25 protein-coding genes are annotated in these 24,920 nt (G+C 70.3%); 11 read left to right on the top strand and 14 right to left on the bottom strand.

Features of this window, described 5'->3' with window-relative positions; translation table 11 throughout:
* The first annotated feature begins 2 nt into the window (after positions 1-2).
* Positions 3-1,010, top strand: a complete 1,008-nt coding sequence (locus OG390_RS24180) for an NlpC/P60 family protein (RefSeq protein WP_406170975.1) — start codon at positions 3-5, stop codon at positions 1,008-1,010.
* A gap of 214 nt (positions 1,011-1,224) precedes the next feature.
* Positions 1,225-1,926 (top strand): phosphatase PAP2 family protein, encoded by a 702-nt coding sequence (locus tag OG390_RS24175; RefSeq protein ID WP_406170973.1) that lies wholly within the window; start codon positions 1,225-1,227, stop codon positions 1,924-1,926.
* 135 nt (positions 1,927-2,061) lie between these two features.
* Here OG390_RS24175 and OG390_RS24170 read toward each other — a convergent pair whose 3' ends face one another.
* Entirely contained in the window at positions 2,062-3,624 is a 1,563-nt protein-coding gene (locus OG390_RS24170) for an FAD-binding oxidoreductase (RefSeq protein ID WP_406170971.1), read from the bottom strand.
* A 122-nt stretch (positions 3,625-3,746) separates the two neighbouring features.
* Complete coding sequence (locus OG390_RS24165; protein ID WP_406170969.1) at positions 3,747-3,917, bottom strand: hypothetical protein; 171 nt, start codon at positions 3,915-3,917, stop codon at positions 3,747-3,749.
* Between the two features lie 182 nt (positions 3,918-4,099).
* On the opposite strand from OG390_RS24165, the gene OG390_RS24160 reads away from it, so the two are divergent.
* Together OG390_RS24160 and OG390_RS24155 are read left to right on the top strand one after the other, a co-directional pair.
* Positions 4,100-4,876: a hypothetical protein gene (locus OG390_RS24160; RefSeq protein ID WP_406177828.1), complete on the top strand. Its 777-nt coding sequence runs from the start codon at positions 4,100-4,102 to the stop codon at positions 4,874-4,876.
* Positions 4,877-4,992: 116 nt separating this feature from the next.
* Positions 4,993-5,202: a hypothetical protein gene (locus OG390_RS24155; protein ID WP_406170968.1), complete on the top strand. Its 210-nt coding sequence runs from the start codon at positions 4,993-4,995 to the stop codon at positions 5,200-5,202.
* 208 nt (positions 5,203-5,410) lie between these two features.
* On the opposite strand, the gene OG390_RS24150 is transcribed toward OG390_RS24155, so the two are convergent.
* Positions 5,411-5,785 (bottom strand): metal-sensitive transcriptional regulator, encoded by a 375-nt coding sequence (locus tag OG390_RS24150; RefSeq protein ID WP_406170966.1) that lies wholly within the window; start codon positions 5,783-5,785, stop codon positions 5,411-5,413.
* Between the two features lie 254 nt (positions 5,786-6,039).
* Here OG390_RS24150 and OG390_RS24145 point away from each other — a divergent pair, with 254 nt between their 5' ends.
* On the top strand, positions 6,040-6,660 hold the full coding sequence (locus OG390_RS24145) for a DUF47 domain-containing protein (protein ID WP_406170965.1): 621 nt from the start codon (positions 6,040-6,042) through the stop codon (positions 6,658-6,660).
* A 7-nt stretch (positions 6,661-6,667) separates the two neighbouring features.
* Positions 6,668-7,666 (top strand): anion permease, encoded by a 999-nt coding sequence (locus tag OG390_RS24140; protein ID WP_406170963.1) that lies wholly within the window; start codon positions 6,668-6,670, stop codon positions 7,664-7,666.
* Positions 7,667-7,945: 279 nt separating this feature from the next.
* Here the strand turns inward: OG390_RS24140 and pstB are convergent, their stop codons facing one another.
* From pstB to OG390_RS24085, 11 genes are all read right to left on the bottom strand, one after another.
* Positions 7,946-8,722, bottom strand: coding sequence for a phosphate ABC transporter ATP-binding protein PstB (gene pstB / locus OG390_RS24135; protein ID WP_406170961.1), 777 nt, complete (start codon positions 8,720-8,722; stop codon positions 7,946-7,948).
* 48 nt (positions 8,723-8,770) lie between these two features.
* Positions 8,771-9,829, bottom strand: a complete 1,059-nt coding sequence (gene pstA / locus OG390_RS24130; RefSeq protein ID WP_406170960.1) for a phosphate ABC transporter permease PstA — start codon at positions 9,827-9,829, stop codon at positions 8,771-8,773.
* Positions 9,826-10,833: a phosphate ABC transporter permease subunit PstC gene (gene pstC, locus OG390_RS24125; RefSeq protein ID WP_406170958.1), complete on the bottom strand. Its 1,008-nt coding sequence runs from the start codon at positions 10,831-10,833 to the stop codon at positions 9,826-9,828. The genes pstA and pstC overlap by 4 nt, the downstream gene beginning before the upstream one ends.
* A 100-nt stretch (positions 10,834-10,933) precedes the next feature.
* On the bottom strand, positions 10,934-12,067 hold the full coding sequence (gene pstS / locus OG390_RS24120; protein ID WP_406170956.1) for a phosphate ABC transporter substrate-binding protein PstS: 1,134 nt from the start codon (positions 12,065-12,067) through the stop codon (positions 10,934-10,936).
* Positions 12,068-12,556: 489 nt separating this feature from the next.
* Positions 12,557-12,970, bottom strand: a complete 414-nt coding sequence (locus tag OG390_RS24115) for an NUDIX hydrolase (protein WP_406170954.1) — start codon at positions 12,968-12,970, stop codon at positions 12,557-12,559.
* A gap of 10 nt (positions 12,971-12,980) precedes the next feature.
* The gene (locus tag OG390_RS24110) at positions 12,981-14,051 is read right to left on the bottom strand and encodes a CHAD domain-containing protein (RefSeq protein ID WP_406170952.1); all 1,071 of its coding nucleotides are present in this window, start codon (positions 14,049-14,051) and stop codon (positions 12,981-12,983) included.
* Positions 14,032-16,263: an RNA degradosome polyphosphate kinase gene (locus OG390_RS24105; protein WP_406170950.1), complete on the bottom strand. Its 2,232-nt coding sequence runs from the start codon at positions 16,261-16,263 to the stop codon at positions 14,032-14,034. The genes OG390_RS24110 and OG390_RS24105 overlap by 20 nt, the downstream gene beginning before the upstream one ends.
* A gap of 355 nt (positions 16,264-16,618) precedes the next feature.
* Entirely contained in the window at positions 16,619-17,626 is a 1,008-nt protein-coding gene (locus OG390_RS24100; protein ID WP_406170948.1) for a hypothetical protein, read from the bottom strand.
* The gene (locus OG390_RS24095) at positions 17,623-18,627 is read right to left on the bottom strand and encodes an ABC transporter permease subunit (RefSeq protein WP_406170946.1); all 1,005 of its coding nucleotides are present in this window, start codon (positions 18,625-18,627) and stop codon (positions 17,623-17,625) included. The genes OG390_RS24100 and OG390_RS24095 overlap by 4 nt, the downstream gene beginning before the upstream one ends.
* Positions 18,624-19,520 carry an ABC transporter ATP-binding protein gene (locus OG390_RS24090; RefSeq protein ID WP_406170944.1) on the bottom strand — a complete coding sequence of 299 codons (897 nt, stop codon included), beginning with the start codon at positions 19,518-19,520 and terminating at the stop codon, positions 18,624-18,626. Before OG390_RS24090 ends, OG390_RS24095 begins: the two co-directional genes overlap by 4 nt.
* Positions 19,517-19,906: a GntR family transcriptional regulator gene (locus OG390_RS24085; protein WP_399086348.1), complete on the bottom strand. Its 390-nt coding sequence runs from the start codon at positions 19,904-19,906 to the stop codon at positions 19,517-19,519. The genes OG390_RS24090 and OG390_RS24085 overlap by 4 nt, the downstream gene beginning before the upstream one ends.
* Positions 19,907-20,041: 135 nt before the next feature.
* On the opposite strand from OG390_RS24085, the gene OG390_RS24080 reads away from it, so the two are divergent.
* The 5 genes from OG390_RS24080 to OG390_RS24060 all read left to right on the top strand — a co-directional run bounded on the left by OG390_RS24080 (position 20,042) and on the right by OG390_RS24060 (position 24,890).
* Positions 20,042-20,584, top strand: coding sequence for an RNA polymerase sigma factor (locus OG390_RS24080; protein WP_406170942.1), 543 nt, complete (start codon positions 20,042-20,044; stop codon positions 20,582-20,584).
* Complete coding sequence (locus OG390_RS24075) at positions 20,581-21,615, top strand: zf-HC2 domain-containing protein (protein ID WP_406170940.1); 1,035 nt, start codon at positions 20,581-20,583, stop codon at positions 21,613-21,615. Before OG390_RS24080 ends, OG390_RS24075 begins: the two co-directional genes overlap by 4 nt.
* Positions 21,616-21,820: 205 nt before the next feature.
* Positions 21,821-22,681 (top strand): ABC transporter ATP-binding protein, encoded by an 861-nt coding sequence (locus OG390_RS24070; protein WP_406177826.1) that lies wholly within the window; start codon positions 21,821-21,823, stop codon positions 22,679-22,681.
* Positions 22,678-24,243, top strand: a complete 1,566-nt coding sequence (locus tag OG390_RS24065; RefSeq protein WP_406170939.1) for an ABC transporter permease — start codon at positions 22,678-22,680, stop codon at positions 24,241-24,243. Before OG390_RS24070 ends, OG390_RS24065 begins: the two co-directional genes overlap by 4 nt.
* The gene (locus tag OG390_RS24060; RefSeq protein WP_406177824.1) at positions 24,231-24,890 is read left to right on the top strand and encodes an ABC transporter; all 660 of its coding nucleotides are present in this window, start codon (positions 24,231-24,233) and stop codon (positions 24,888-24,890) included. Before OG390_RS24065 ends, OG390_RS24060 begins: the two co-directional genes overlap by 13 nt.
* The last annotated feature ends 30 nt before the right edge of the window (positions 24,891-24,920 follow it).

The following is a 24,920-nucleotide window of genomic DNA, read 5'->3' as shown; positions in this document are numbered from 1 at the left end:
GGTTGACGGTGCGTAAGGCATGGATCGTAGCGACCGCTGCCGTCGGGGCCGGGATCAGCCTCGTGATGCTGCTCGTCGTCGGCGTCTACATGGTCGCAGGGAACCTCGCCAACGGGATGGGCTCAGGCGCGGTCGCGCTCGCCAAGGGGGCCGTACCCGCCGCGTACCAGACGCTCGTCCAGAAGTGGGGCAATCTCTGCAGCGCCATCAATCCCGCGCTGCTGGCCGCCCAGCTGTATCAGGAGAGCGGGTTCAACCCGAATGCCCGGAGTCCGGCGAAAGCGGAAGGGATAGCGCAATTCATCCCGGGGACCTGGGCCACCCATGGAGTCGACGGCGACGGGGACGGCGACCGCGACGTATGGGATCCGAATGACGCGATTCCGTCGGCCGCTTCGTACGACTGCCAGCTCGCCTCCTATGTGAAGAACGCGCCGGGGAACGTCACCGAGAACATGCTCGCCGCCTACAACGCGGGGGCCTACGCGGTCATCAAGTACGGAGGCGTGCCCCCGTACAAGGAGACCCGGAACTATGTGAAGACGATCACGACGCTCTCGAAGAGCTTCGCCGCGCCGGTGACCCGGGTGGACCCCTCGAAGCAGGCCGCGGCGGCGATCACGTACGCGCAGAAGAAGCTCGGCACGCCCTATCTGTGGGGCGGCAACGGTACCGCTGACCAGGGTGGACGCTTCGACTGCTCGGGGCTGACGAAGGCCGCGTACGAGAGTGTGGGGGTCGAGCTGCCGCGGGTCGCCAACGATCAGTACAACGCCGGGCGGCACCCGAAGAGGGAGGAGCTGCTCCCCGGGGATCTGGTCTTCTTCTCGGACGACCTCACCGACTCCCGGGCCATCCGGCACGTGGGGATCTATGTGGGCGGCGGGTACATGATCGACGCTCCGAGGTCGGGCGCCGTGATTCGCTTCGACCCCGTCGACACCCCCGATTACTTCGGTGCCACCCGGGTGACCGAAGATGGCGCGAAAGCATTGCCCACCTCTGTGTGAACGCGCGCCCTGAGCTGCGGAGATGTGTCTCTCTTCGATAACGTCTGCGTGATCATTCGGTGGAGGGTGGAACGTATGACTGGGGACTGTGCGTTCCTTTTGACGTAGCGCTGATCTATGACGCGGTTCTAGCGGTTCTACGACCACGGGGGTGGATCGAGCCGCGCACGAAAGGGTGCGCGCGCGGGAAAGACGACGAAGGGGCCGCAGCACCATGGCTGGACTCGCCGAATCCGGTTCGAACCCCGACGTCGAGCTGCTCTACGACATCAATGGCCTGGCCAAGGACGCGCCGCACTGGTTCGACCGGGGCATGGAGTTCGTGGGCGAGTACGGGCTGCTGCTCGCCATGGTCCTGCTGGTGCTGTGGTGCTGGTGGACCGTGCGGCGGCGCGGTGGTGGCGATGCCGCGTCGTCCGTGGCCGCCTTGGTGTGGGCGCCGCTGGCCGCCGGCATCGCGCTGCTGGTGAACGTGCCGATACGGGGCTTCGTGGAGAGACCCCGCCCGTTCGTCGACCATCAGGGGCTGGACGTCCTGGTCTCCGGCAAGACCGACTTCTCCTTCGTCAGCGATCACGCGACGCTCACCATGGCGATGGGGGTCGGGCTGTTCGTGGCGAACCGGAAGTTCGGGCTGGCGGGGATCGGGCTCGCGCTGCTCGAAGGCTTCTGCCGGGTGTACATGGGTGTGCACTACCCGACGGACGTCGTCGGCGGGTTCGCGCTCGGCACGGCGGTCGCTCTGCTGCTGTCGCCGCTTGCGATGGCGTTGCTCACCCCTGTCATGAAGGCCGTGGAGCGGTCCCCGCGGGCCGGGTGGCTGATCCGGGCGCGGGGGGTGGCTCCCGCGGGGCAGGAGTCGCTGATTCCGGGGACACGGGCGGAGCTGCCCGAGGAGCGGGACCTCGCCGCGTAGTCGGCCGGCCTTGGAGGTTTTCGCCCCCTCCGCCCCTGCCCGTCCCGTACCTGGGGTGCTGCCGCCCCCAGACCCCCCGCTTCGGCCCGAACCGCCTCGTCCTCAAACGCCGGACGGGCTGAAAACCAGCCCCCTTTACAGCGCCTGCGGGAACGTGAAGAAGCGGTTCGGGTCGTACTGCCTCTTCAGGGTCGTGAGGCGGGTGGCCGCGTCGCCGTAGTACGCCTTGCGCCAGTCCGTGAGAGTGGAGTCCGTGTAGTTCTGGTAGGCGGCGCCCGAGGCGTACCGGGACATGGCGTTGTGCGCGGTGGTCAGCCAGGACTGTGCGGTGGTGCCGGAGGTGCCCGCCTGCCAGGAGGCGATGTACTGGGCGAGCATGCGCGAGCGGCGGTGGACGAAGGCCGTCGCGGTGGGCGAGACACGGTTGACCGCGCCGCCCAGTGCCGTCAGGGCGATGCTGCCCGCGCCGCCTCGGACCGACGAGATCTGGCTGAGGAGCGTCTGGATGCCGGCGGTCGAGATCGAGCGGTCGAAGAAGTCCGAGCGGGCCGCGTAGGTCTCGCGGCCGAGGGCGCCCTGGGGGCTGCGGCCCGGGGTCGATCCCGGGAGGTGGCACTGGGCGTCGGCCGAGAAGGAGGAGCAGCCCGCGTACACCTCCATCGAGTCCTCGTACGAACGCTTCTTGAGGGAGACGCTGCGCGCGGGGGAGCCGATCTTGTCGGCCAGGCGGTCCACGGCGTTCTGGAGTTCGCTGTACGTGCCGAGGGAGAAGGCCGCGATGGAAACGGTGGGCGTGCCTCCGGCCGCGTTCGCGAGATGGCACGAGGACCAGATCTCGTCCGGCTGGTTCGGGCCCCACTCCTGCCAGGCCTTCACCACGGCGGCGGCCTTGGCCCAGGGCCAGGTCATGTACGCCGAGACGCCCTGCGGGGCGGGGTGGGTCCTGAAGCGCAGCTCGGTGACGACGCCGAAGTTGCCGTTGCCGGCGCCGCGCAGGGCCCAGAAGAGGTCCTTGTTCTCGCCGGCGTTCGCGACGAGCTGCTTGCCGTCGGCGGTGATCAGCGTCGCCTGGGTGAGGCTGTCGCAGGTCAGTCCGTACGCCCGTGACACGACCCCGTGGCCGCCTCCGAGCGTCAGCCCGGAGACGCCGACGGTCGGGCAGGAACCGGCAGGTATGGTCACGCCCTTCGCGGCGAGGGCGCGGTAGACGTCGATCAGTTTCGATCCCGCTCCGACGACCGCCTCGTTCGCGGACGCCCGGATCTTGTTCAGCTTGGAGACGTCGAGGACCAGGCGGCCGTTGCCGGAGGACCAACCGGCGTACGAGTGGCCACCGTTGCGGATCGACACCTTGATGCCGTGGGCGCGGGCGTAGTCCATGGTGGTGCGGATGTCGTCCGCGTGGGCGACGTAGGCGACGGCGGCGGGCTTCAGGTTGTCGAAGCGCGTGTTGTAGAGCTGGCGCGCGGCCGGCCAGCTGTGGTCTCCGGGACGGACCAGCGCGCCGTCCAGCTCCCTGGACAGGGCGGCCCAGTTCGCGGCGGCGCGGGTGCTGGTGGTGGCCGTGCGTATGGAGGTGCCGGTGGTCTCCGAAGCACCGGAGGCCTTCGGGCCGCCGCTGTCGCTGCCGTTGCATGCGGACGTCGTCGCCGCCGCGAGTGCGGCGGTGGCTCCGCCGATGAACGTACGCCGTTGCATGTGCGCCTCCCGTGGGTTCCGTGGAACGAGACGGGTCACCGGGCCCCAGGGTTCCACGGGTGAATGCCACGGAATCGCTACAGCGCAGCTCTCCAGCGGCACGACCGCTCGCGGCTGAAAGGCTACGTCAGCAGGTTCCCGATGTGGGTTTGGGCGTCCGCGCGGGCCAGACTGCGGGCTCTGCGGGCCGGGCCCCTCCAGCCGCAGATGCAGCGGGCTACGCAGAAGCGGCCCTGTTCGACCGTCGTTGTGCGGTGTTCCGCGGAGGAGTCGATCTCGTCCTGCTGCGCCACGCCGACAACGTTACCCAAGGCAAGTGAACGGAGCGCCGCCGCGTGACGGGCGCCCCTACTCGTCGTTAACCGGAACGACAGGGAGGGCCCGGGACGGACCGGCTGGGGGTCGGCAGGAGATGGTGGCGCTGGAGGAAGGGCGGGTCGGCCGGGCGATTGTCGCGGCCGCAGCGGCGGGGTTGATGGTGTGTGCCACGGGATGCTCGGGTGGCGGGGCCGCTGCCGAGGACGCCCGCTCCGGTGCCGACTCCGTCGAGGTGCTGCACCGGGCCGCCGCCGCACTGGAGCGCGCCGGCAGCGCGAAGGCCCGTACGTCCATGGAGATGGCCACCGGCGGGACCCGGGTCACCATCCGGGGCGAGGGTGTGTACGACTTCGAGGATCAGATGGGGCAGCTCAAGGTGCTGCTGCCGCAGGACCCGGCCGGCACCGACGAGCACCGGCCGATCACCGAACTCCTCGCCCCGGGAGCTCTGTTCATGAAGAACCGCGGCGCCGGCGTGCCCGCCGACAAGTGGGTCCGCGTCGACACGGCCGGCCTCACCGACGGGAACCTGGTGACAGGCGGCGCCACCGACCCGTACGCGGCGGCCGAGCTGCTGCGCGGGGCGCGGGCGGCGACGTATGTGGGGAAGACCGAGGTGGCCGGGACTCCGGTCCGGCACTATCGCGGGACCGCCGACCTGGACATCGCGGCCAAGAGCGCCTCGAAGGGACAGCGGAAGGCTCTGCAGGCGGCCGCGAAAGGGTTCGCCACCGCCGAAGTGCCGTTCGACGCCTACCTCGACGACCAGGGGCGGCTGCGAAAGGTCCGCCATCGCTTCAGCTTCGTCAACGGGCAGCAGAAGGGCATCGTCGCGGTCGCATCGACGACGTTGCTGTTCGACTTCGGGGTCCCCGCCGACGTACGGCTGCCGGAGGACGGGGACATCTACGCCGGGAAGATCGCGGAGCAGTAGCTTCGCGGGAGCGGAGCCGTAGCTTCCCGGGAGGGGCCGGAAATGGCCCTTCCGTGCCATGCGCGGTGTGTAGGCCGCTCCCTACTCTAGGAAGTCGGTGACGGCAGGAAGAGGTGATGCACGTGGCTCCGGTCGGCGGTACGGCAGTTCAGGACCACGTGGCCCTCGCCGAGATCGAGCTGTGCGGCGACCTGATCATCGCGGCCTCGGCCGCCCAAGAGGACCGGCTCAGTCTTGAGAGCATCGACGAGGTGCTGAAAGTGGCTGAAGAGCGTACCCACGACGTCCATGAGCGGGGTGCCGAGGAGCAGGCATCCCGGGCCTGACTCCGGTATCCGGGCCTGACTCCGGTACCCGGGCCTGACTCCGGTACCCGGGCCTGACTCCGGTACCCGGGCCTGACTCCGGTACCCGGGCCTGACTCCGGTACCCGGGCCTGACTCCGGTACCCGCCACGTCGTCCCCGTCATCCCCGGCGTCCACGGCGTCTCGAGCACCGTGTCTCGAGCACCATGATGCGCGTCACGCCGTACCTCAGGTACGGAGCAGTCGGCCGATCGCCTTCGTCGCCTCTTCGACCTTCGCGTCGATCTCGCCGCCACCCTTGAGGGCCGCGTCCGCGACGCAGTGGCGCAGGTGCTCCTCCAGGAGCTGGAGGGCGAAGGACTGCAGGGCCTTCGTGGAGGCGGAGACCTGGGTGAGTATGTCGATGCAGTAGACGTCCTCGTCGACCATCCGCTGCAGGCCGCGGATCTGGCCCTCGATGCGGCGCAGGCGCTTGAGGTGCTCGTCCTTCTGCTTGTGGTACCCGTGGATCCCGCGGTCGTGGTCCGTCACGATCTCCTGGGGCTCCTGGACCTCTTCGACCTCGCCGGAGGGTGCCGTCGCGCCGGCCTCGGTGGTCGTCATCGCGTCCTCCTGCTGAATCTGCTGCATTGGTCCGGGGCGGTGGGCGAACCTGTCTGAAACGCCACTTACATATACCCCTGGTAGGTATATGGTATCGAACTTTGCTGGGTATGGAGCCCTTGCCCGATGCCGGGACCGGACCCCGTGCTGACCACTGTGCCCGATGGGCGACACTGGGGGACGGCCCATTAGCCGTGGCCGGATGATGCGCCTAGCATCAGCCTGACCGAACCGAAGCACCCCGAGGACCCCACGTGCGCTTTCGTCTGACCCCCAGGGAGACGAGCTTCTACGACATGTTTTCCGCCTCCGCGGACAACATCGTCACGGGCTCGAAACTCCTGATGGAACTGCTTGGGGCGGACGCCTCCGCCCGGGCCGAGATCGCAGAGCGTATGCGGGCAGCGGAACACGCCGGTGACGACGCCACACACGCGATCTTCCACCAGTTGAACTCCTCGTTCATCACGCCGTTCGACCGTGAGGACATCTACAACCTGGCCTCGTCCCTCGACGACATCATGGACTTCATGGAGGAGGCCGTCGACCTGGTCGTCCTCTACAACGTCGAGGAATTGCCCAAGGGTGTCGAGCAGCAGATCGAGGTGCTGGCCCGCGCGGCCGAGTTGACCGCCGAGGCCATGCCGAACCTGCGGACCATGGACAACCTCACCGAGTACTGGATCGAGGTCAACCGGCTGGAGAACCAGGCCGACCAGATACACCGCAAGCTGCTGGCCCAGCTCTTCAACGGCAAGTACGACGCCATCGAGGTGCTGAAACTCAAGCAGATCGTGGATGTGCTGGAGGAAGCGGCCGACGCGTTCGAGCACGTGGCGAACACGGTGGAGACCATCGCCGTCAAGGAGTCCTGACCCGGTCATGGACACCTTTGCTTTGATCGTGACCATTGGCATCGCGCTCGGATTCACGTATACGAACGGCTTCCACGACTCGGCGAATGCCATCGCCACGTCGGTGTCCACCCGGGCGCTGACCCCGCGGGCGGCGCTCGCCATGGCCGCGGTGATGAACCTCGCCGGTGCGTTCCTCGGCAGCGGCGTCGCGCACACCGTCAGCAGCGGACTGATCGAGACGCCCGAGGGCAGCAAGGGGATGGGAATCCTCTTCGCCGCACTCGTCGGCGCCATCGTCTGGAACCTCATCACCTGGTACCTCGGGCTGCCGTCGTCCTCGTCGCACGCGTTGTTCGGCGGGCTGGTGGGGGCGGCGCTCGCGGGCGGTACGACCGTTCTCTGGTCCGGTGTCGTGGACAAGGTCATCATTCCGATGTTCCTGTCGCCGGTCGTCGGTCTGATCGTCGGTTATCTGGTGATGTGCGCCATCATGTGGATCTTCCGCAGGGCCAATCCGCACAAGGCCAAGCGGGGATTCCGCATCGCTCAGACCGTGTCGGCGGCCGGGATGGCGCTCGGGCACGGTCTTCAGGACGCCCAGAAGACGATGGGTGTCGTGGTGATGGCGCTGGTCATCGGTGGCGTCCAGGGTCCCGATGATGCGATTCCGGTGTGGGTGAAGATCGCCTGTGCGGTGATGCTGTCGCTGGGGACGTACGCGGGCGGGTGGCGCATCATGCGGACGCTCGGGCGGAAGATCATTGAGTTGGATCCGCCGCAGGGGTTTGCCGCGGAGACGACGGGGGCGTCGATCATGTTCGCGACGGCGTTCCTTTTCAAGGCGCCGATTTCCACGACTCATGTCATAACGTCGGCGATCATGGGTGTGGGGGCGACGAAGCGGGTGAACGCCGTTCGGTGGGGGGTCGCCAAGAACATCGTCCTTGGCTGGTTCATCACCATGCCGGCGGCCGCGCTGGTGGCCGCGGCCGGCTTCTGGGTCGTGAACCTGGCGTTTCTGTAGGCGGGCGGTTTTCTCGCCCACTCCGCCCCTGCCCATTCCCGTACCAGCCTTTCGGCTGCGGGTGGGTGGGGGCTTGTCGCGCAGTTCCCCGCGCCCCGTTCAGGGGCGCAGCCCCCAGGTACGGGACGGGTAGCGGCGGAGGGGGCGAAAACCGGTCCTCAACCGCATCGCACGGGTGCGAAAACGAGCGGGCCCGCCCCCGGGAGCCAGGGGCGGGCCCTTCTCGTCCTCGCGGTGGCACCGCCATGCAGCACCGCGAGGGGTATGGGTGGCGTCGGCTCAGCCGAAGCGGCCGGAGATGTAGTCCTCCGTGGCCTGGACCGACGGGTTGGAGAAGATGCGCTCCGTGTCGTCGAGCTCGATGAGACGGCCGGGCTGGCCGACCGCGGCCAGGTTGAAGAACGCGGTGCGGTCGGAGACGCGGGCGGCCTGCTGCATGTTGTGCGTCACGATGACGATCGTGAAGCGCTCCTTGAGCTCACCGATGAGGTCCTCGATGGCGAGGGTGGAGATGGGGTCCAGGGCCGAACAGGGCTCGTCCATGAGGAGGACCTGGGGCTCCACCGCTATCGCGCGGGCGATGCACAGGCGCTGCTGCTGGCCGCCGGACAGGCCGGAACCCGGCTTGTTCAGGCGGTCCTTGACCTCGTTCCAGAGGTTCGCGCCCTTGAGGGACTTCTCGACGATGTCGCTGAGCTCGGACTTCTTGTGGGAGCCGTTCAGGCGCAGGCCCGCCGCCACGTTGTCGAAGATCGACATGGTGGGGAAGGGGTTGGGGCGCTGGAAGACCATGCCGATCGTGCGGCGCACGGCGACGGGGTCGACCCCGGTCCCGTACAGGTCCTCGTCGTCCAGGAGCACCTTGCCCTCGACGCGGCCGCCGGGGGTGACCTCGTGCATGCGGTTGAGGGTGCGCAGGAAGGTCGACTTGCCACAGCCGGAGGGGCCGATGAAGGCCGTCACCGAGCGGGGCTCGACCGTCATGGAGATGTCCTCGATCGCCTTGTGGGCGCCGTAGTAGGCGGTGAGACCGCTTACGTCGATTCGCTTGGCCATTTCAATCACTGCTTCTTTCACAAAGGTTCGGGTCGCTGATTGGCCGCGTCAGCGGCCCGTCTTGGGCGCCTTCCAGCGCGCGATGCCACGCGCTGCCAGGTTGAGGATCATGACGAAGGCGATGAGTGCGAGTGCCGCCGCCCAAGCCCGGTCGTAGGCCGCGCTGGTACCGGTCGCGTACTGCTGGTAGATGAACAGCGGCAGCGAGGCCTGCGGGTCCGAGAACGGGTTGTTGTTGATGACGCTGGTGCCCCACACCAGCAGCAGCACAGGAGCGGTCTCACCGGTGATGCGCGCGACAGCGAGCATCACACCCGTGGTGATACCACCGATGGAAGTCGGCAGAACCACCTTGAGGATGGTGCGCCACTTCGGGATGCCCAGCGCGAGGGAGGCCTCGCGCAGCTCGTTCGGTACGAGCTTGAGCATCTCCTCCGTGGAGCGGACCACCACGGGCATCATCAGGATCGACAGGGCGAGCGCACCGGCGAAGCCGGAGTAACCCATGTCCAGGATGAGGATCCAGAAGCTGAGAATGAAGAGGCCGGCGACGATCGACGGGATACCCGTCATGACGTCGACGAAGAAGGTGACGGCCTTGGCGAGCTTGCCGCGCCCGTACTCGACGAGGTAGATGGCGGTGAGCACACCGATCGGCACGGCGATCAGGGCGGCGATGGCCACCTGCTCAAGGGTGCCGATGAGCGCGTGGTAGATGCCGCCACCGGTCTGCTGGTCGGTGACCACACCCATGGAGTGGGTCAGGAAGTAGACGTCGAAGACCTTCACGCCGCGCTTGACGGTCTCCCAGATCAGGGAGGCCAGCGGGACGACGGCGACGATGAAGCAGACCCAGACGAGGCTGGTCGCGACGCGGTCCTTGGCCTGGCGGCGGCCCTCGACGGACGCGGCGATGGCGTACGTACCGAGGACGAAGAGGATCGCGGCGATCAGGCCCCACTGGACCTTGCTGCCGAGGCCGGCGCCCAGGCCGATGCCCACGGCGACCGCGACGGAGCCCACGGCGATGGCCCACGGGGACCACTTCGGGAGGCTGGCGCCGCGCAGCGTGCTGGGGCGCTTGTGGCGGACGGGTGCGGTGCTCATGCGTTGGCCCCCGAGTACTCCTTGCGGCGGTTGATGATCATGCGCGCCGCGCCGTTGACCAGCAGAGTGATGACGAACAGGACGAGACCGGAGGCGATCAGCGCGTCCTGGCCGAGCGGGGTGGCCTCGTTGAACTTGCTCGCGATGTTCTGGGCGAACGTGCCGCCGCCCGGGTCGAGCAGGCTGGCGTTGATATCGAAGGTCGGGGAGAGGACCGTGGCGACGGCCATCGTCTCGCCGAGCGCGCGGCCGAGGCCGAGCATCGAGGCGGAGATCACGCCGGAGCGGCCGAACGGCAGCACCGACATGCGGATGACCTCCCAGCGCGTGGCGCCGAGGGCCAGCGCGGCCTCCTCGTGCATCTGCGGGACCTGGCGGAAGACCTCACGGCTCACGTTGGTGATGATCGGCAGGATCATGATCGCGAGCAGGATGCCGACGGTGAGCATCGAGCGGGGCGCGCCGCCCTCCCACTCGAAGATGCCGGTCCAGCCGAAGTAGTGGTCGAGCCAGCCGAAGAGTCCGTCCATGTGCGGTACGAGGACGAGGGCGCCCCAGAGGCCGTACACGATGGACGGGACGGCGGCCAGCAGGTCGATCACGTACGCGATGGTGCCGCCGAGCTTGCGCGGCGCGTAGTGCGTGATGAACAGGGCGATGCCGACCGCGACCGGGACCGCGAGGACCATGGCGATGAGCGCGGAGACCACGGTGCCGAAGGCGAGGACCGCGATACCGAAGGTCGCCGGTTCGAGGCTGGTGTTCCACTCGAACGTGGTGAGGAAGTTCCCGTGGTCCTTGCCGATCGCAATGGCGGCACGGTAGGTGAGGAAGGCCGCGATGGCGGCCATGATCACCAGCAGGAAAATGCCGGACCCGCGCGAGAGACCGAGGAAGATCCGGTCTCCGGGGCGGGTGGCGCCGCGGCTCGCACTCTTCAGGGCGGCCGCGGAAGGCTGTGGGGTGGGGGGAGGCGCTTCAGTGTTCTGTGTTGATATGTCCATCAGGATTCTCCGGTCTGCGGAGCCGTAAGAGGTGGCGGCTCCAGGCGGCGGTGCACCGGACGGTGTGGCCCGCCTCGGCGAGGCGGGCCACACACTCAGGTCAGCTCAGGCTCGAGATGGTGGAACGGACCTTGGTGATGATCTCGTCGGGGATCGGCGCGTACTTGGCGTCGGTCAGCAGCTTCTGACCGTCCTCGCTCGCGATGTAGGTGAGGAAGGACTTGGTGGCGGCCAGGGTGTCGGCCTTGTTGCCCTTCTCACAGACGATCTCGTAGGTGACCAGGGTAAGCGGGTAGGCGCCTTCCTCGGTCGGCTTGTAGTTCAGGGACAGCGCCAGGTCATCGCCCGTGCCGGCGACCTTGGCGGTGGCGATGGCCTTGGTGGCGTTCTCGACGGTGGCCTTGACCGGGGCCTTGGCCTCCGTCTTCAGGTCGACGGTGTTGATGCCGTCAGCGGCGTAGGAGAGCTCGAAGTACGAGATCGCGCCCGGGACCTGCTTCACCTGCTGGGCGAGGCCGGAGGAGCCCTGCGCGGACTGGCCGCCCTTGGCCTGCCACGCCTTGCCGCCCGAGTAGTTCCAGTCGGACGGGGCGACGGCCTTCAGGTACTTGGTGAAGTTGTCCGTGGTGCCGGACTCGTCCGAGCGGTGGAAGGCCTGGATCTTGGTGCTGGGAAGCTTCGCGTCGGGGTTCAGCTTCGCGATGGCCTTGTCGTTCCACGTCGTGATCTTGCCGTCGAAGATCTTGGCGAGCGTGGAGGCGTCCAGCGTGAGGTTGTCCACGCCGTCCAGGTTGTAGCCGATCGCGATCGGGCCGCCGACCATCGGAAGGTCGACGGCGGCGTTGCCGCCACAGGCCTTCTTGGCGGCCGTGGCCTCTTCGGGCTTGAGCGGCGAGTCCGAACCGGCGAACGCGGTCTGGCCCTGGGTGAACGCGGTGATACCGGCGCCCGAACCCGTCGGGTTGTAGTTGATCTGCACGCTGCTGCATGCGGCCTTGAACTGCGCCACCCACGCGTCGATCGCGTTCTTCTGCGCGGAAGAGCCGGAGGCCTGCAGCTGGCCCTTGGCGTCGTCGCACTTGATGGCACTGTTGTTGCTGGCCGTCGCCGAGCTGCCGCCACCGTTGCTCTTGCCGGTGTCGTCCGAGCCGCACGCCGTGAGGGCCAGGGCGCCGGAGACGGCGACAGCACCGAGCGACAGGGCGCGAAGCCGGTTCTTGCGCTGAAGCTTCACTTTCGGGAGTTCCTTCCAGGAGCCGCCGTCGAGGTGGCGGCGTGCGAGGTTCGGTGTATGCGGGGGCCGCTTCCAGGAAGCGGTCCGCACCGGGTAAGGCCGAAATTAGGCAGAACAGGTGAAGGCGCCGATGGCCGTAAGTGAACGGGGGGTGAACCCCTGCGGTCGGTGCGGTGAGGTCACGGAACGCTTACGTCGAGGACACAGGGTGGTTTCCGGCAACTCGGGTCCCCTCGACAACTCTAGGTAACCGGGTGTCAGCGCGCAGGTTGCGACGCCGGTGCGCCGACGTCGTATGACGCAACAGGGGCGGCCGAGGCTTCGGCCGCACTCGTGCGGCGGTGACATCGCGGCTAGTGCCGCGTCAGCCAGGGTTTGCCCGTCAAGGAGCGGCGTCCGGTGCGGCGAGTGGGGGCACCTCCCACGCCCTTGAGGCAGTGGGGGAGCGTGCCGGACGTCGCGACGGGGCGAACCTTGGCTGCCGCGGCACTAGGTCAGGTGTAGCGCGGCGAGCAGGGCGTCGACCAGGTCGCGGTCCCTGGGCATCGTCAGCCGGCCGCGGGCCTCGGCGGGGGAGAGCCACAGGACGCGGTCCACCTCGCGGTTCGGGGTGAAGTGCCCGTCCGTCGCCTCGGCCGCCCAGTACCGGACCTCCTTGGGGCGGCCGGCGACGAGGTAGCGGAGCAGCGGCAGGGGGGCGCCCAGCACGGCGGTGTAGCCAGTCTCCTCCTCGACTTCGCGCAGTGCGCCCGCGAGAGGGTCCTCGCCCCGCTTCAGCTTTCCCTTCGGGTGCGACCAGTCGTCGTATTTCGGCCGGTGGACGAGACAGATCTGCAGCTCGCCGTCGACCGGGGAGCGGCGCCACAGGACGCAGCCCGCCGCCTGGATGGTGTCGTCCGCCATGGGGCCTCCCTCAAGGGGTGCGTACGGCTTCCCTCTGCCATGCCTGTTGGAACGCGAAGCGTGCCGCCTCCACCTCGTGCCGTTGGTCGGCGTGGAGCACGCCGAGCGCGTACGCGGTTGCCGGGGCGATACGCGGGGTGCGGGCCGCCGACGCCGCGGCGGACGCCGCCTCCGCCGCGTCCCGGTGCCGGTTGAGTGCCTGGCCCGCGGCGAGGAGTCGTACGTCGATGGGGCACTCCTCGCCGTACAGGACTTCGCGGGCGTAGCGGTGCAGTCGCAGCAGCAGGCGGACCTGGTGCCAGGGGGCGTCCTGCGGCTGGGGCGCGGTGTCGGCGGAGAGGCCGTGGACGAGGGCCTCCGCGTTGTAGGGGCGGCCCGCGGTGACCAGGGGCAGCGCGGCGATCGCGTCGGTGAGCCGGTCCTCCGCGGCGGCGGCCGGCGTGCGCAGGTCGGTGGAGGTGGCCGCGGGGGTCAGCGGGACCTCGCTGGCCAGGACCGCCACGCTGTCGGCGACCGCGTGGAAGCGGCTCGAGCCCAGCGCTTGCAGGGCCGCCGAGTGGGCCCTGGTGCGGGCCAGGGTGAGCTGGCGGTCCAGGAGGGCGCCCGCTTTCGCGGCGCCGAGGGTCAGGTTGCCCGCAGGTTGGGTGCGTGGGCCGGGGGCGGAAGCGGCGGCGGCCGGCTGGCCCACAGCCTTGCCGACCGACTGTGCCGGCAGTGCCGACGAACCCGACAGGCGGTTCAGGGCGCCCAACAGCCGTTCCAGGCGTGCCGCGTACGCGTGTTCGCGGGCCAATGTGCCGGACAGCCAGGCCAGTTCGGGGCGCATGCCCTCCGACCAGTCCGGGTCGAGCAGGGACCGGAAGGTATGGAGGCTGCCGCTGATGCGGCGCGCCGAGCGGCGCAGTGCCCGCGCCGCTTCGACGGACTCCTCCGAGCCGTTCGATGCGCCACCGGTCTCCCGGTGCTGGCGCAGCGAACGGAGGAACTCCGTGGCCTGGGCTCGCAGATAGCCCGCCAAGGCGTCCCCGGACACGGGACCGGCCGTGGGATCGGTGGGGGGATCAAGGTGCTGCTGTGCCACGCCGGCGCCTCCGGGCGTCTATGAGCATCTCCTGGACGTTCCGCAGGGGCTGGCCATCCGCGTCGGTCGCGTGCCGCGTCCACTCGCCGTCGGGGCCCAGGTGCCAGGAGGAGGTGGTGTCGGACATGCCGGTCTCCAACAGCCGGTTGAGGGCTGCCCGGTGGGCCGGGTCGGTCACTCGCACCAGGGCCTCGATCCGCCGGTCGAGGTTGCGGTGCATCATGTCGGCGCTGCCGATCCACACCTCGGGCTCGCCGCCGTTGCCGAAGGCGAAGACCCGGGAGTGTTCGAGGAAGCGGCCGAGGATGGAGCGGACCTGAATGTTTTCGGACAGGCCGGTGACGCCCGGCCGGACCGCGCAGATGCCGCGCACCCAAATGTCGACCGGCACTCCGGCCTGCGACGCGCGGTACAGCGCGTCGATGATCGCCTCGTCCACCATCGAGTTGACCTTGATGCGGACGAACGCGGGGCGGCCGGCGAGGTGGTGCTGTACTTCCTTGTTGATCCGCGAGATCAGGCCGTCGCGCAGGGACTTGGGGGCGACGAGCAGACGGCGGTAGGTCTCGCGGCGCGAGTAGCCGGAGAGCCGGTTGAACAGATCGGAGAGGTCCGCGCCGACCTGCGGGTCGGCGGTGAGCAGTCCGAGGTCCTCGTACAGCCGGGCGGTCTTCGGGTGGTAGTTGCCCGTGCCGACGTGGGAGTAGCGGCGCAGGGTGTCGCCCTCCTGCCGTACGACGAGCGACAGCTTGCAGTGCGTCTTCAGACCGACCAGGCCGTACACGACATGGCAGCCCGACTCCTCCAGCTTGCGGGCCCACTTGATGTTGGCCTGCTCGTCGAAGCGGGCCTTGATCTCGACGAGGACGAGGACCTGCTTGCCGGACTCGGCGGCGTCGATGAGTGCGTCGACTATCGGCGAGTCGCCGGACGTCCGGTACAGGGTCTGCTTGATGGCGAGCACGTCCGGGTCGGACGCGGCCTGCTCCAGGAAGGCCTGCACGGAGGTGGAGAAGGAGTCGTACGGGTGGTGCAGCAGGACATCGCGTTCGCGCAGGGCGGCGAAGATGTCGGGCGCGGACGCGGACTCGACCTCCGCGAGGTCGCGGTGGGTGCCCGCGATGAACTTCGGGTACTTCAGCTCGGGCCGGTCGAGGGCGGCGATGCCGAAGAGGCCGGTGAGGTCCAGGGGACCCGGCAGCGGGTACACCTCGGCCTCGGAGATCTTCAGCTCCCGTACGAGCAGATCGAGGACATACCGGTCGATGGACTCCTCGACCTCCAGGCGCACCGGCGGACCGAAGCGGCGCCGCATGAGCTCCTTCTCCAGGGCCTGGAGCAGGTTCTCGGCGTCGTCCTCCTCGACCTCCAGGTCCTCGTTGCGGGTGAGGCGGAAGGTGTGGTGCTCAAGGACCTCCATGCCCGGAAAAAGCTCTTCCAGGTGGGCCGCTATGACGTCCTCGATGGGGACGTAACGGTTCGGCGAGGCCTCCAGGAAGCGGGAGAGCAGCGGCGGGACCTTGACGCGCGCGAAGTGGCGGTGGCCGCTGACCGGGTTCCGTACGACGACGGCCAGGTTCAGGGACAGGCCGGAGATGTACGGGAAGGGGTGCGCGGGGTCGACCGCCAGCGGGGTCAGGACCGGGAAGATCTGGTGCCGGAAGAGCGTGAAGAGGCGGGCCTGCTCCTTCTCGGTCAGCTCGCTCCAGCGGACCAGGTGGATGCCCTCCTCCGCGAGCGCGGGGGCGACGTCCTCCTGGTAGCAGGCCGCGTGCCGGGCCATGAGCTCGCGCGAACGGGCCCAGATCATCTCCAGGACCTCGCGGGGCTGCAGGCCGGAGGCGGACTTCGTCGCCACGCCGGTCGCGATACGGCGCTTCAGACCCGCCACCCGGACCATGAAGAACTCGTCCAGGTTGCTGGCGAAGATCGCCAGGAAGTTGGCGCGCTCCAGGAGGGGCGTGTTCGGGTCCTCCGCGAGCTCCAGAACCCGCTCGTTGAACCCCAGCCAGCTGCGCTCGCGGTCCAGGAAGCGGCCCTGCGGCAGCGTGATGCCGTCCTGCACCGTGTCCTCGTACGCGTCGAGGTCGGCATCGATGTCGGGCTCGAGATCGGAGACCGCCGCCGACACGGTGTGCGGGCGGTGAGCGGCTATGGAGCCGACGGACGGCTGGGGGTGCTGTACCGGTGCCTGGGCGCTGGGCTGGTTCATGGACCCATTCTTCCGCGCCAGGGGCGAGACCGGCGCGTCGGAGAGGGCGAGCGGCAGCGGAGCGAGGCGGATGTTCCCTCCCCCGCCCTCGGCTTCGCTCGGGCGGGGGGACTCCCATCGCATCACCGGCGTAGGCTCACTCCCCGTCGTCGGCGAGGTCCCGTTCTCGGGTGGAGGCGACGGCTCGGGCACGGCGGGCTTCATTGACCGAGCGTCGCAAGGTCACCTGAATCGATGGTTACGGCGACATGACGTGCGGGATAGCGGGGGGCGGCTCCCGGACGTCTACATGTCCGGGAGCCGCGTACGCGCCCACCCCCGTGAGGTGCGTACGTTGCTCGGCCGTACAGCCGCTCTAAGGGGTACGGCGGCGCAGCAGCCGGAACGCCGCTGCGGTGGCGAGGGCCGCGACGGCGAGGAGCACACCGGTCTCCATGAACTGGAGGGGCCAGAAATGCGACTCGGGGTGGCGAGTGGCCCAGAAGTCGGTCAGGCCGGAGCGGGCCATGCAGTCCTTGATGTCCGCGGCGCTGTCGTAGCCGACACAGGCCAGGTTGTTGCCGATGCGCTCGCCGGTGGTGGTGACGGCGCCGTGTTCGAGCACCTGGGAGCTGCGCGGAAGGTGCAGCGCGGCCCGTCCGGTGACCGTGTCGGCGGGCCACAGGCTGGTCCGGAACCAGTCGACGACGTTGTACAGGACCAGCGTCGCCGCGAAGGCCACGCCCGCCGCGGGCAGGGCCTTCCTGGTGACAAGGCCCGCGAGCGCGCCGAGGGTGAGACCGGCGAGGACATGGGCGACGGCGGCCGGGCCCGTGGAGAGGAAGACGTCGGGGTTGTACCAGTCGCCGACGAGGTCCGGGTTGTCGTCCCGGCGGGCCCCGACGTTGAGGAGGACGATCAGGGTGGTGCCGGTGGCGAGCAGGGCCGCCGGGACGGCGAGCTTGGCGGTGAGCCAGCGCACCGGGGTGACGGACTGGGTCCAGGCCAGTTCCGCGGTCCCGCTCTCCAGTTCGCGCCCGATCAGCGCGGCGCCTGCCCAGGCGGCGACCGGGAACGTCAGGTACGACAGGGCGGTGTCGACGAGGCCGATGCCGATTCCGTAGGTCTCGTCGGTGTTGACCGCCTCGACGTCCGAGCAGCTCGGCAGGGTGTCGGTGGCCGGTGTGGCGCAGGCGCTGAGTCCCGCGCGGGCGTCGGCACCGATCGCGTACATCCAGATCAGGGTCCCCACGGCGGCGAGCAGGAGGGCACCCCAGAGCAGCAGGGCCGTGCGGTGCAGGCGCAGGACGGTCCAGGGGAGGCCGCCGAACGCGCCGCTGTCGTTCGCGGGGGCGACCGTGCCTCTGGCGGTGAGGGCGCTCATACGGCGGTCCCCTTCGCGACGGTGCCGGTGTGGCGATCGAGCACACGGAAGGCGAGAAGGACCACGAGGCCGGTGAGGGCGAGGGTGAGGGCGGTCGCCGTGAGCTGGAGGAACCAGTAGTGGGAGTAGGGGTGCGTCTCGCTGTAGAAGCGCACGATGTGCTGCTTGTCGAGCTGGGCGCGGCAGTCCTTGGCGGCGCTCCAGTACTGGGCGCAGTCCGGGACGGGTACATGGGCGCCGGTGGACGTGACCGCGCCGTAGGAGACCACGGGGCCGCCGAACCAGGGGCCGTCCTTGAGCGGGGTGGTCACCGTGACGGTCGGCCAGAAGTACCCGCGGAACCTGTTGAGCCCGAAGCCCACGGCCGCCGTGACCACGACGGTGACGGCCAGGGCGGCCAGCGAGCGGCGCAGCAGCAGGCCCGTGAGGACGCCGGCGGCCAGCCCGAACAGGGTCAGTGCGACGGTGGTCGGGCCGTTGGCCTGGAAGACCAGGATGTCGTTCCAGCCGAGGACGTCGGCACGGCGGCCCTGGGCCCACAGCAGGTGGTGCAGCAGCACCAGGAGTGAGGTGCCCGCCGTGAGCAGGGCGGCCGGGGCGAGCAGCTTGGCGGCGAGCCAGCGGGCGGGCGTGACCGACTGGGTCCAGGCGAACTGCGCCGTGCCGCTCTCCAGCTCCCGACTGGTCAGCGTGGCGCCGGCCCATGCGGCGACCAGGAGGGGCAGGAAGGTCACGATGTACGAGGCGTAGCGCAGGACGTCCTTGTAGGTGAGGTACGCGTCCTGGTCGTAGGAGCAGGCGTAGTCGCACGCCTTGAGGCGCTGGTAGGCGGCGGCCGCCGGTTCCGCGAGCCATCCATAGCCCCACACCATCAAGGCCAGGGCGGCGAGGACCACGCCCGTCCAGAGGAACAGTGCGGGGCGGTGCAGCCGCAGCATCGCGCGCGCCGTGGCGAACGGGGTGGGCGCCGCCGGGGTGTCGGCGACGGTGACGGCGGTCATGCGGCGGGCTCCTGGGAGGGGGTGCGGGCGGGGTCGAGGATCAGCGCGGGGGCGTCGGGGTTCCGCAGGTGCGCGAGGAGCAGTTCCTCGAGCGAGGGCGCGGTGGCGCCGCCGTCGGTGGGAAGCGGTCCCCGGGGTCGTATCAGCGCGGTCAACTGACGCCCTGTGGTGCGGGATTCGACGACGGTGTGCGGGTCCAGGTCGCGGACCGGACCGGTGGTCAGCGTGTGCGCGGCCAGCAGGTCGTCCAGGTCGCCCGCCAGGCGCACTCGGCCGCCGCCGATCAGCAGCAGGTAGTCGCAGGAGCCCTCCAGTTCGGCGACGACGTGCGAGGACATCACGACCGTGGTGCCGTACTGCGCGGCCTCGGCCATCAGCAGGCCCATCAGTTCGTGGCGGGCGAGCGGGTCGAGGTCGGCCATCGGCTCGTCCAGGAGCAGGAGTTCGGGCCGCTTGCCGAGCGCGAGGGCGAGGGCGACGCGGGTGCGCTGGCCGCCGGAGAGGGAGCGGACCCTGGCCTTCGGGTCGAGGTCGCCGGCCGCCACGATCCGCTCGGCGACGGAGGCGTCCCAGCGCGCGGGGTTGAGCTCCCGGCCCAGGACCAGCGTGTCGGCGACGCTGAGCTGCGGGTACAGCGGCTTGCCCTGCGCGACGTACGCGATGCGCTCGCGGGCGGCGGCCGGGTGCGTGCCGAGTACGGTCAGGGAGCCCTCGGTGGGGGCGAGCAGCGCGGCCGCTTGGGCCAGCAGGGTCGACTTGCCCGCGCCGTTGGGTCCGACGACGGCGCAGACGCGCCCCACCGGGAGCCGGAAGGTGCACTCGCGCAGGGCCCAGCCCCCGCGCCGCCCGAACCGCTTGCCCAGCTCGGCCGCCGCTATGGCGGTCTCGGTCATTCCTGGTCTCCCTTGCTGAACTGTTCATCGAGTACGGCGGTGAAGAGCGCCGCCACGTCGTCGCGCTGGAGCCCGGCCTCGCGGGCCCTGCTCGCCCAGGCGTCCAGTTCGGCGCGCAGGGGCGAGTCGGCCGGGGCGGTGCCCAGCGACTTCCGTACGAAGGTGCCGAGGCCGCGTCTGGCCTCGACCAGGCCCTCCCGCTCCAGCTCGCGGTAGGCCTTCAGGACGGTGTTCGGATTGATGGCGGTGGCTTCCACGACCTCACGGGCCGTGGGGAGCTTGTCGCCCGGTTCAAGGAGGCCGAGGCGCAGGGCCTGCTTGGTCTGCTGGACGATCTGGACGTAGGTGGCGACGCCGCTGCGCCGGTCGATGCGGTACTCGACCACTCGGACAACCACCCTTTCACTAATTGAGTAGTGAAAGGGTGGTGCAAGAGGGTGGCCGCGGTCAAGACCGAGCGGGTCCAAGATTTCGTGGGCCGATGCGTGAACCGATCGGCGGGGCTCGTCCGATGAGGGGTTGTGAGGGAAACGAGAAGCGACGGGGAGCTGCTGCGGGCCATCGCGGTGGACGGGGACCGTCGCGCCTTCGAGGAGCTGTACCGGCGCTACGCGCCGTGGCTGACCGCGCGGCTGCGCGGCCGGTGCGCCGACGCCGGAGTCGTCGACGATGTCGTGCAGGAGACCTTCCTCGCCGTGTGGCGCGGCACCGCCCGCTACCGCGAGGAGGGTGACGCGGCCGGCTGGTTGTGGCGCATCGGCTCGCGACGACTGATCGACGCCCTGCGCGGCGACGGCGCGCGCGGCCGGCTCCGGCAGGCACTCGCCCGTCTTCGGCACCGCGACGAGGACTCCGCCGAGGAGCGCGTGCTGGCCGGGGTCGAACACGGCGATCTGGCAGGCGCGTTGACCCGGCTCTCGCCCGAACTGCGCGCGGTCCTCCAGGCCACGGTGATCGACGGGCTCAGCACCCGGGAAGCGGCCGTCCTGCTCGGTATTCCGCCGGGCACGGTCAAGACGCGGGCACTGCGTGCACGCAAGCAGCTGCGGGAGGAGTTGGCATGAGCGGCGACGAGTATGCAGCCCGTCCGGCGTTCGAGGACGAGGCCGTTCAGGCCGACGCGGGGGACGGGGGACGGCAGCACCCAGGAACGGGACGGGAAGCGGCGGAGGGAGCGAAAACCGCTGGTCCGCCCACACCCGACGCAGGAGCGGGCGCAAGCGCCGAACCGACCGACGGCCGGTGGCACGTGGACGAAGCCGACCTCCGGGCCTACGCACAGGGCGAGTTGGCCCCTCCCCGGCTCTGGTCCGCCGACACCCACCTCGCCTCGTGCGCGCGGTGCCGGGAGGCGCTGGCCGCCGTGAGCGATCCCGTCGCGCTGGACGCCGGGTGGGAGCGGCTCGACGCCGAGCTGGACGCGCCGCGGCCGGGGCTGTTCGAGTCGCTGCTCGTGCGGGCCGGCGTCGCCGATCACATCGCGCGGTTGCTCGCGGCCACGCCCGTGCTGCGCCGCTCCTGGCTGGGCGCGGTCGCCGCCGTGCTGGTCATGACCGTGGTGGCGGCGAACGCGGTGCAGTCCGCGGCCTCGCCCTCGCTGTTCCTGGCCCTCGCGCCGCTGCTTCCGCTCGCCGGGGTCGCGCTGTCGTACGGGCCCCTGCTCGACCCGACGTACGAGATGGCCGTCGTGTCACCGATGCACGGGTTCCGGCTGCTGATGATCCGCACGGTCGCCGTACTGGCCGTCGGCCTGGGCCTGAACGGCCTGGCGACCCTCGCGCTGCCGTCGTACGGACTGCGCGCACTGGCCTGGCTGCTGCCCGCGCTCGCCCTCACCGGCACCGGGCTCGCGCTGACCCCCCGGCTGGGCCCGGTGCTCGCACCCTCCCTGGTGGGCGGTGCGTGGATCGGCCTGCTGGTGGCGGCGCACTCGACGACCGAGGCGGGCGGCACGCTCGCTCCGTTCACGGCGGCCGGACAAGGCGTCGCCGGGGCGGTCGCGGCGCTCGCCACCGGGCTGCTCTATCTCCTACGGGACCGCTTCGACGCGTCGCGTGTGCCCTTCGCTTCCTTCTCCGACGGGGGTGCCGCGTGATGGCCCCCGGTTCCGATGGGGGTGCCGCGTGATGGCCCCCGGTTCCGATGGGGGTGCCGCGTGATGGCCCCCGGTTCCGATGGGGGTGCCGCGTGACCGCCCGCTGCTCCCACAGAGGTGCCGAGTGACCGCCGCCTCTGCCCACGTCTGCGACCTCTTCGACCTCTTCGATCTCTTCGACCTCTCCGACAGGAGTGCCCTGCGTATGACCCCCACCGTCTCCGCATCCGGTCTGACCCTGCGCTACGGCGGGACCGTCGCCCTCGACGACGTCTCGTTGCGGCTGACCGAGGGCGTCACCGGGCTGCTCGGGCCCAACGGGGCCGGAAAGACCACCCTGTTGCGGGTGCTCGCCACCGCCGTGCCCGCCGACCGGGGGGCCTTCACGGTGCTCGGGCACGACCCGGGCACGACGGCCGGCCGCCTGGACGTGCGGCGCGCGCTGGGCTATCTGCCGCAGACGCCCGGGTTCCACCAGGACTTCTCGGCCTTCGATTTCGTCGACTACGTGGCGATCCTGAAGGAGCTGACGGACCGCGGCGCCCGGCACCGGGAGGTGCGGCGGGTGCTCGACGCCGTCGATCTGTCGGGCGTACGGAGCAAGCGCATCAAGAGGCTGTCCGGCGGTATGCGCCAGCGGGTCGCGCTGGCCGCGGCGCTCGTCGGCGACCCCGGTTTCCTCGTCCTCGACGAGCCGACCGTCGGCCTCGACCCCGAACAGCGCATGCGCTTTCGGGAGCTGATCGCCGAGGCGGGTGAAGGGCGGACGGTTCTGCTCTCCACCCACCAGACCGAGGACGTCGCGATGCTCTGCCATCGTGTGATCGTCATGGCCCGCGGAAGCGTCCGCTTCGAGGGCACGCCCGCCGAGCTGACCGCGCGGGCGGCCGGCCGGGTGTGGAGCAGCACGGAACGCGACCCGGGCGCGCGCGCCGGATGGCGTACGGGCACGGGCTCCTTCCGCAACGTCGGCGACCCGCCCGAGGGCGCCGACCTCCTCGAACCAACTCTGGAGGACGGCTACTTGCTCACGCTCGACGGCGAGTCCGCGGAGGTGGCGGCATGAGCGGCACCACCACCGGCACGGTCGAGCAGGCGGCTCCCACGGGGGTGGAGCCGCCCGCTCGGGGACAGGGATCCAGGACAGCCGCCGTGCTCGCCCTCGCCCGCTTCGAGGCACGCGAGCTGCTCCTGCAGATACCGGTGTTCGTCTTCTTCGCGCTGTACGTCGGCTACACCGGCTGGACGATGTTCAACGGCCGCGAGGGCATGGACGACTACCCGGTCCTCCAGGACGTCGACCGGTCCACCCAGACCGGCCCGTTGCTCCTCGGCATCGCGCTGTTCGTCTGCGTCGACCGTGCCGTGCTGCGCTCCCGCAGGCAGGGCACCGACCGGCACTTCGACGTGCTGGTCATGGAGCCGTGGCGGCGCACGGTGGCGCACGCGCTGTCCGTGGTGCCCTTCGCCGCCGGCACGGCACTGGTCGTCGTCTTCCAGTTCACCTGGGCGGCGCTGAAGCCGGGCGCGGTCGGCCACGGCTCGCCCGCCGAACTGGCCGTGGGCCCGCTGGCGATCCTCCTGTCCGGCACCCTCGGCGTCCTGCTCGCACGGCTGATCCGCTCCACCTTCGGCGCACCGCTCTTCGTGGTCGTCGCCTATGTCGTCACCGTCCTCGTGACCAATGCCGCGGGCAGCGCGCAGTGGGCGCGCCGGCTGTCCCCGGCCGTCTCGGAGGAGGGGGCCGACCCGATCCCCTCCGAGCTGCTGGGCCGCCCGGCCGCCTGGCACGTGTTGTATCTCGTGGGGCTCATGGTGTTGCTGCTGTGCCTCGCGGTCCTGGTCGGCGGCGGTCGTACGCGTGCCGTCAAGGCCCTGACCGCCGTCGCCCTCGCCGCCACGGTCACCGGTGTCGCCGGGCAGTCCCCGGGTGATTCGGCCGGGCTGATCGCGGCCCGCGCCAAGGCGTCCGTCACGCCGGAGAAGGTGCAGTCGTGCGTCGGGCACGGCAGGTCGACCTACTGCGCCTACCCCGAGTGGACCGGCCGCACCGCCGACTGGGCCGAGGTCGTCGCCCGCGTCCAGTCCCTCGCGGGCGGCTCGGCCCGGGGCGAGCGGCTGACCGTGCGGCAGCGGGTCGACGCCCGCTACGGACTGGAGAGCGACGCCGCGCTCGAACCGTCCAGCACGCCGGGCGTGGTGACCGTCGGCACGCGGTGGGGCGGCAACCGGATCCAGGAGTTCGCGGTCGGCGTCGCCTCGGTCCTGGTGGCCGGCGACGAGGAGTCCAGCGGCGAAGGGTGCGACGCCCGCGCGGTGACCATCATGTGGCTGGCGCTGGCCTCGGAGCCCGACCCGATGACCGTGTTCCGCCACATCCGCCTCAACGACAGCGTCAAGGGCTCCGGGATCTCGCTCGCGCCCACGAACCCGGTCTATCTGAGCGCCGAACAGACCAGGATCGTACGAGAGTTGCTGCACAAGCCCCGCTACAGCGTCATCCCCAAGGTGCGGGCCCACTGGGCGGAACTCACCTCCGCGAAGACGTCGACGGCTCGGGTGGCCCAGCTGCTGGGAGTGCCGACGGCGGGTGCGGGCGCCGGGGACGCGAAGAGCTGCGAGCAGTGACCGCACCCGTGATCCGAGCCCTGCTGCGCCCGGTGTCCCGGACCCTGCCCCGGCGGGCTCTCGCGGCGGGCAGCGCCCTGGGGCTGCTGCTCGCCGGGAGCCCACGGCTGCTGTCGTCCCCGCCCGACGCGTGGCTCTGCCTCAGCCTTCTGCGGGCCGCCGCGCTCGCCTTCGGCCTGGGCCTGGCCTTCCTGCTCGACGACCCGGCCCGGCACACCACCGCCGCGGTGCCGACCCGGCGACCGGTGCGCATCGGTCTGCGGGTGGCGCTCGTCGCTCCCTTCGCGGTGCTCTGGTGGACGACCGCGCTGCTCCTCGTACCGGAGGAGACCCGGCCCCCGGTGGGCGCGGTCACCCTGGAGGCGGCGGCCATCGCCGTACTCGCCCTGGCCGCCGCGGCCCTGGCCGTGCGGTGGTCCGACGTGGCCGAGCCGGGGGTCGGGGTGTCGGCCGGGCTGCCGGTCGCCGTGCTCGCCTGTGCCCTGCTGCTCCCGGAACGGTGGGAGCTGTTCGTGGCGGTGGCCGACCCGCGCTGGGACGGCGCCCACGAACGCTGGGCGGGGCTCCTGGTCGTGGCGGCGGTGGTCGGTGTGTGCTCCGTCGCGGAACCCGGGCGGCGGCGGATCACCGCTCTTGCTCACCGCTGACCCGGCGTGAGGCGCCGAGCCGGTGCCGGC

Origin of the sequence: Streptomyces sp. NBC_00996 (genome assembly GCF_045162675.1) — a bacterium.
Lineage (GTDB): Bacteria > Actinomycetota > Actinomycetes > Streptomycetales > Streptomycetaceae > Streptomyces.
Note: the sequence above shows the minus strand (reverse complement) of the source record. Positions and strands in the feature narration are given on the sequence as shown.

What these genes read in the sequence shown, in the direction of transcription:
- pstA (WP_406170960.1), bottom strand. Translation starts at nt 9,829, where the DNA reads ATGAGCACCGCACCCGTCCGCCACAAGCGCCCCAGCACGCTGCGCGGC.
- OG390_RS24075 (WP_406170940.1), top strand. Translation starts at nt 20,581, where the DNA reads ATGAGCGGCGACGAGTATGCAGCCCGTCCGGCGTTCGAGGACGAGGCC.
- pstB (WP_406170961.1), bottom strand. Translation starts at nt 8,722, where the DNA reads ATGGCCAAGCGAATCGACGTAAGCGGTCTCACCGCCTACTACGGCGCC.
- OG390_RS24175 (WP_406170973.1), top strand. Translation starts at nt 1,225, where the DNA reads ATGGCTGGACTCGCCGAATCCGGTTCGAACCCCGACGTCGAGCTGCTC.
- OG390_RS24160 (WP_406177828.1), top strand. Translation starts at nt 4,100, where the DNA reads ATGGTGTGTGCCACGGGATGCTCGGGTGGCGGGGCCGCTGCCGAGGAC.
- OG390_RS24140 (WP_406170963.1), top strand. Translation starts at nt 6,668, where the DNA reads ATGGACACCTTTGCTTTGATCGTGACCATTGGCATCGCGCTCGGATTC.
- OG390_RS24095 (WP_406170946.1), bottom strand. Translation starts at nt 18,627, where the DNA reads ATGACCGCCGTCACCGTCGCCGACACCCCGGCGGCGCCCACCCCGTTC.
- OG390_RS24100 (WP_406170948.1), bottom strand. Translation starts at nt 17,626, where the DNA reads ATGAGCGCCCTCACCGCCAGAGGCACGGTCGCCCCCGCGAACGACAGC.
- OG390_RS24150 (WP_406170966.1), bottom strand. Translation starts at nt 5,785, where the DNA reads ATGACGACCACCGAGGCCGGCGCGACGGCACCCTCCGGCGAGGTCGAA.
- OG390_RS24090 (WP_406170944.1), bottom strand. Translation starts at nt 19,520, where the DNA reads ATGACCGAGACCGCCATAGCGGCGGCCGAGCTGGGCAAGCGGTTCGGG.
- OG390_RS24155 (WP_406170968.1), top strand. Translation starts at nt 4,993, where the DNA reads ATGCACGTGGCTCCGGTCGGCGGTACGGCAGTTCAGGACCACGTGGCC.
- OG390_RS24105 (WP_406170950.1), bottom strand. Translation starts at nt 16,263, where the DNA reads ATGAACCAGCCCAGCGCCCAGGCACCGGTACAGCACCCCCAGCCGTCC.
- OG390_RS24170 (WP_406170971.1), bottom strand. Translation starts at nt 3,624, where the DNA reads ATGCAACGGCGTACGTTCATCGGCGGAGCCACCGCCGCACTCGCGGCG.
- pstC (WP_406170958.1), bottom strand. Translation starts at nt 10,833, where the DNA reads ATGGACATATCAACACAGAACACTGAAGCGCCTCCCCCCACCCCACAG.
- OG390_RS24070 (WP_406177826.1), top strand. Translation starts at nt 21,821, where the DNA reads ATGACCCCCACCGTCTCCGCATCCGGTCTGACCCTGCGCTACGGCGGG.
- OG390_RS24115 (WP_406170954.1), bottom strand. Translation starts at nt 12,970, where the DNA reads ATGGCGGACGACACCATCCAGGCGGCGGGCTGCGTCCTGTGGCGCCGC.
- OG390_RS24065 (WP_406170939.1), top strand. Translation starts at nt 22,678, where the DNA reads ATGAGCGGCACCACCACCGGCACGGTCGAGCAGGCGGCTCCCACGGGG.